Source organism: Flavobacterium ardleyense, assembly GCF_042686085.1.
GTDB lineage: Bacteria > Bacteroidota > Bacteroidia > Flavobacteriales > Flavobacteriaceae > Flavobacterium > Flavobacterium ardleyense.
This window is the reverse complement of sequence record NZ_JBHUOL010000003.1, coordinates 1-282: the sequence shown is the minus strand read 5'-3', so window position 1 is coordinate 282 and position 282 is coordinate 1. Positions and strand designations below refer to the sequence as shown.

At 40.1% G+C, this 282-nt stretch carries 1 pseudogene; it reads left to right on the top strand.

From position 1 onward, the window contains the following. A pseudogene (locus tag ACFSX9_RS00570) lies at window positions 1-282 on the top strand (IS1182 family transposase); the annotation flags it as partial.

Sequence of the window (282 nt, the reverse complement as noted above, 5' to 3'; positions counted from 1 at the left end):
TGACCGCAATGCTTTAACAGCTATTGCATTGGAAGCGAAAGAAAACCTAGCAATAGAAACGTGCACGGTTTTGGTAGATAAAGGCTATCACAACGGTCGTGAAATTACCCACTGTAAAGACAATAACATTGTAACTATTGTAGCGCATCCTGATCCAAGAAAAAGCAATGAGAACGGTATACAGCCTGCTTATTTGGTTGCTAAATTTAAATACGATAAACAAACCGATACCTACATTTGTCCACAAGGGGCAACATTAAAAACCACGGGACGTTGGCACAA